This window comes from Desmonostoc vinosum, assembly GCF_059505385.1.
The window spans coordinates 1-4,303 of record NZ_JCACKM010000287.1 but is presented as its reverse complement, the minus strand read 5'-3'; the positions used below and the strand labels follow the sequence as shown (position 1 = coordinate 4,303).

Genomic DNA, 4,303 nt, shown 5'->3' with positions numbered 1-4,303 from the left:
GCTATGAATGTTGCTATTTAATACTTGTTGCACTACATCAACCGCTAGTCTCTTAGTATATGCTTTATTCTTTTCAACTCTGGCGAGATTAATACTTGCAATCCTGATGAGATATTATTGTTGATGGCTAGTATTGTCAAAAATAAGTTAATCAATTTAAGCTTTGATTCTATTAATCAATTTGTGGTTGGAGAAGATGCAAATTATCAGGGCGAACGCATCTAAAGTACAATAATCCTTTAATAGCAAGGGTTTGAGCATTTCTTAATAGAGGCTATTTTTTCATCAATATCCTTATTTAGCCAGGGTTTCAGATTTTGCGTGCGTTTGCCCTGTGCAAATTATTATATGCATTCCTTTGTTCGTGACTGGGTTCTACATCAGTTAACTCAAGATGGGTTGCAATAATGGATTTAATAAGAGGGCGATCGCGCGAACCTATAGGTGTTTTGCTCTAACAGTTGTTATATAATCCTCAAACCCTTATCTATTCGGCTTTTGAACAATGTCCAGGAAAATAGGGGTTCGCGCAAACTCTCAAATTCTTGCTGTGACTAGATTTGAGGTTTTTTTGAAAGAGGAGATATTGACAGGCGATCGCTGAAATTTAACAAAATCTTGTAAAATTTCTCTATAAAGAATCGTCATTCGCACCAACACTAAAGCACAAAAGACGATCGCACTTTAACATCAGATATAACAAGCAAAACAAATATTACCTGATATGCCAACTGCCACACTCAAGAATCAAGTGTCAACCAAAACTGACTCCAAAGCAGTCGCGCATTTTCTCATTGGGACACCAGGAAGTGGTAAATCTACTTTGGCGAAACTCATATCTAGCTTGGGAAATTGCGAAATCATCTCGACTGACGACATCCGCGAAGAATTATATGGTGATGCGACAATTCAAGGGGAATGGCAAAAAATTGAGGCTACCGCTATTCACTGTATTTGTACTGCACTGAGCTTAGGTAAAAGTGTAGTCTATGATGCTACTAATTTTAAGCGTTTTTTTCGCATGGACTTTCTAGTCAAAGTCAACACCCAAGTTGCAGAATGGGGATTAAACCAACCTAACTGGATTGCTTGGTACTTACAAACTCCATTAGAAACTTGCATTGAATGGAATCAACAACGCCAACGCCAAGTTCCCTCAAATATTATTGAGAGTATGTATAAGCTGCTGCAAGATTTTCCGCCAATTACTGGGGAAGGATTCGCCGCAGTCAATAAAATTGATGTTACCACAGCCAAATTTTCCGCATACAAAATTGCTAAACTAATTGCAAGTGTTCCACGTCAAATTGTCAATTTCCAAAATCGTTATGCAAATATCACACCCCATCGTTATAGTCATCTGCTAGATTTTGAGCGTTTGATGTATTTGATATTCTTAATCATTAACTATCCTGGGATTGGGGAATTTCATTTAACTAAACATAAATTATTAGAAGATATTCTTGGTTACGTTCCTAATTTTGCTAATTCTTTAGAAGAAATTACGACTATTATGGCTAAATTGCGGGGTGCAGTTTACGCCAACAAAGATGCTATAGCGGCTGATTTGGAATGGTTGGAAACTCAAGGAATTATCAATGCGACTTTCCCTGTTAACAATGAAAATGCTCAAGAATTTGATAGTGATGAATTGACCCTTCGAGTTCGCTCAGGGTCAACATCTTTAAGTGCTGTACACTCTTACTCAGACAAACAAGTTTTTGAGAGGTTAATCGGTACAATCCGCTTTATTCTCCACTATCCTTTTTTACCTAACGTGGGTGGTAGTTTGAAAACTCTGACTAAATCTCTTGCACAAGCTGGGGTAATTTATAACCCTAATAGCGAAAAAGCTACAATTCGTAAAGATATTGAAAAAGTTTTGAAACCTTATAAAATATTACCTGAATTTCCTATGCGTAGTGGTTATTTTGCTGGTACAAGTATCCTTTCTAAACCGGAATTAATTAAGGTATTTGATATTATTCAATCCCAAGCGAACAGTTTAAATGACCCCCAAGCTTTAGCAATCTACGAAACCTTTAAGCAGCGTTTGTTACAAACACATATTCTTGAAAATACTGAAAATATTTATCCAGTACGAGCGATTGCTAATAGTTCCATTATAGACCCCAAGTATCTTCATAGTAGCGCGTTAAGCAATAATCTTGCCCAATTGGAGACAGCAATTGTAGAAGGAAAACTTTTAGAATTACAACGGTTTGCAGGTGTAGGTAGATACACAGGAGATGAAAAAGATTTTTTCTTAGCGTATCCATTACAAATAGTGTTTTCTAACTTTGCTTGGTACTTGGGTTATGAGTGCGTCAGTGGTGAAACTTCTGGTTTATTGCGGTTTGAACGTCTGGATAGACTGTTTTTAGGTAGACAACAAACGAAGCAACGTAGTCGGGAAGAACAAGAAAAGACGTTACAAAAGTTGCAAAAATTATTTAAAGCTGGTGCAGGTATCCACTTGGGAAATAGCACCACTGACCAAAAATTGTTTCTCAGTACTGATAAACAAAAACGAATGCAAGTCTGCGTGACGGTGGAACTGTGGTTTAGTGATGGGATTTATCCTTTTATTACCGAGGGGACAAAACGGTTTGCACAGATGAAAATGTCGCAGCCAATTCACAAGACTACAACTAATTTACCAGAGTCATTGTTTTGTTTGCAGAAAACTGGCGATCGCAATCTTCCCCATCGTTTTCAAGCCACCTTTCCCAAGTGGACTTTAGACGATTTTGATTTGCGGCGATGGATTGTTGGCTTTGGCGCAGGGGTGAAGGTGGTAACTCCAGATGAGTTGGTGCAGAGGGTGAAGACAATAGGTGAAGGAATTTTCAATAATTACGACAGTTAAACTTCTACGGAAGTTTAATTAATGGAAAATTTGCATCATCATCATCTCAAAAAAAGAGATGGGATATACACATATCTCATCTCTTGTTTGAAAAATCAGAATCATTTAATTACCAGTATTTTGCTCAAGCCAAGTGACTAAATCAGTTACTTGTGTAAAATCCAAAAACTCTTCTCCCAATGCTTCTAATTGTGCTGTAGATAAGACTTGAATGCGCTTCATTATTGTGGAATCAATTTCGCCAAATCGCCGATTTAACATCCGCGTTAAGAAACGCAAAGCCTCTTGCTGTTCACCACGTTGTTCACCACGTTGTTCACCAAGTCTTTTACCCTTCTGCAAAATATACTGATAAATCACCGACTCTTGCATAGTCTCCTCCCGTAAAAATCGCAGAATCAAATCTTGCTCAAACTTTAACCCTGCTAATATTTCTGTATAAGCTGCCGTATTTTGTCTAGTCTCAATATCTGAAATTTTAGCAAGACTTTGAGCAACTTGCGATAATAAAGCAGGTGCAGAATCAGTTCTGGCTAATGGTGCTAATGGTAATAACCCCAAATTATTCAGAAATATAGCTGCATCTTGTTCCCACATTCTTATCACTTGATAGCGATGAGTTGTCGTCTCGCTGACATATTCTGTGGTAAAAGCGATTTCATCAGTTGTTGGTTGCAAGAAAATTACGACTTGTGTAACAGGAAGTTGATATTTCCTTGTCAAGCGGACGTAATAATCTAGCATCCGCAATCCTAGTGGGGTTTTCGATTTGATTGTGGTTTGAAATTCTAGATGTAAGATGCGATTTTCTGTTTGTAAGAATGTTACCGCATCAGCACGAATTGGTTCGATGCTCAATTCGGTTTTTAAGATTTTAATTTGCTGTGGTTCTTGATTTAATAACCACCTAATAAAATCACGGGGATATTTTTCTGCCAGGTTTTTACAGAGATTATCATATTCTGCCATTTACCAATTGAGGATAATGTTTATTAGATATAATCATTAATTATAAGAAAACTTGTGCCGCCAATTCACAAGACTACAACTAATTTAGCAGAGTCATTGTTTTGTTTGCAGAAAATCGGCGATCGCAATCTTCCCCATCGTTTTCAAGCCACCTTTCCCAAGTGGACTTTAGACGATTTTGATTTGCGGCGATGGATTGTTGGCTTTGGCGCAGGGGTGAAGGTGGTAACTCCAGATGAGTTGGTGCAGAGGGTGAAGACGATAGGTGAAGGAATTTTCAATAATTACGACAGTTGAAAATCAATCAAAACAATAGAATTTAAACTTCTTCGGAAGTTGAATTAATGGGAATTTTGCTTCTGTATAATCTCAAAAAAGAGATGAGATATTTGTATATCTCATCTCTTTTTACAATACTTCGGACAAAGTTAAGCAGCAATAACGCCGTAAGCTCGTAGGCTTTGG

Annotated in this window: 3 protein-coding genes; 2 read left to right on the top strand and 1 reads right to left on the bottom strand. The window is 37.5% G+C overall.

The genetic code is table 11. The features are described from left to right. Positions 1–724: 724 nt before the first annotated feature. Positions 725–2,869 carry an AAA family ATPase gene (locus AC5JMF_RS30015; protein WP_495799357.1) on the top strand — a complete coding sequence of 715 codons (2,145 nt, stop codon included), beginning with the start codon at positions 725–727 and terminating at the stop codon, positions 2,867–2,869. Positions 2,870–2,974: 105 nt separating this feature from the next. Here AC5JMF_RS30015 and AC5JMF_RS30010 read toward each other — a convergent pair whose 3' ends face one another. Next, positions 2,975–3,838, bottom strand: coding sequence for an Rpn family recombination-promoting nuclease/putative transposase (locus AC5JMF_RS30010; protein WP_495799356.1), 864 nt, complete (start codon positions 3,836–3,838; stop codon positions 2,975–2,977). Between the two features lie 54 nt (positions 3,839–3,892). Between AC5JMF_RS30010 and AC5JMF_RS30005 the strand changes: the two genes are divergently transcribed. Continuing rightward, positions 3,893–4,135, top strand: a complete 243-nt coding sequence (locus tag AC5JMF_RS30005) for a WCX domain-containing protein (protein WP_495799355.1) — start codon at positions 3,893–3,895, stop codon at positions 4,133–4,135. The last annotated feature ends 168 nt before the right edge of the window (positions 4,136–4,303 follow it).

Coding starts and splice junctions, on each gene's coding strand:
- AC5JMF_RS30015 (WP_495799357.1), top strand. CDS start 725: ATGCCAACTGCCACACTCAAGAATCAAGTGTCAACCAAAACTGACTCC.
- AC5JMF_RS30010 (WP_495799356.1), bottom strand. CDS start 3,838: ATGGCAGAATATGATAATCTCTGTAAAAACCTGGCAGAAAAATATCCC.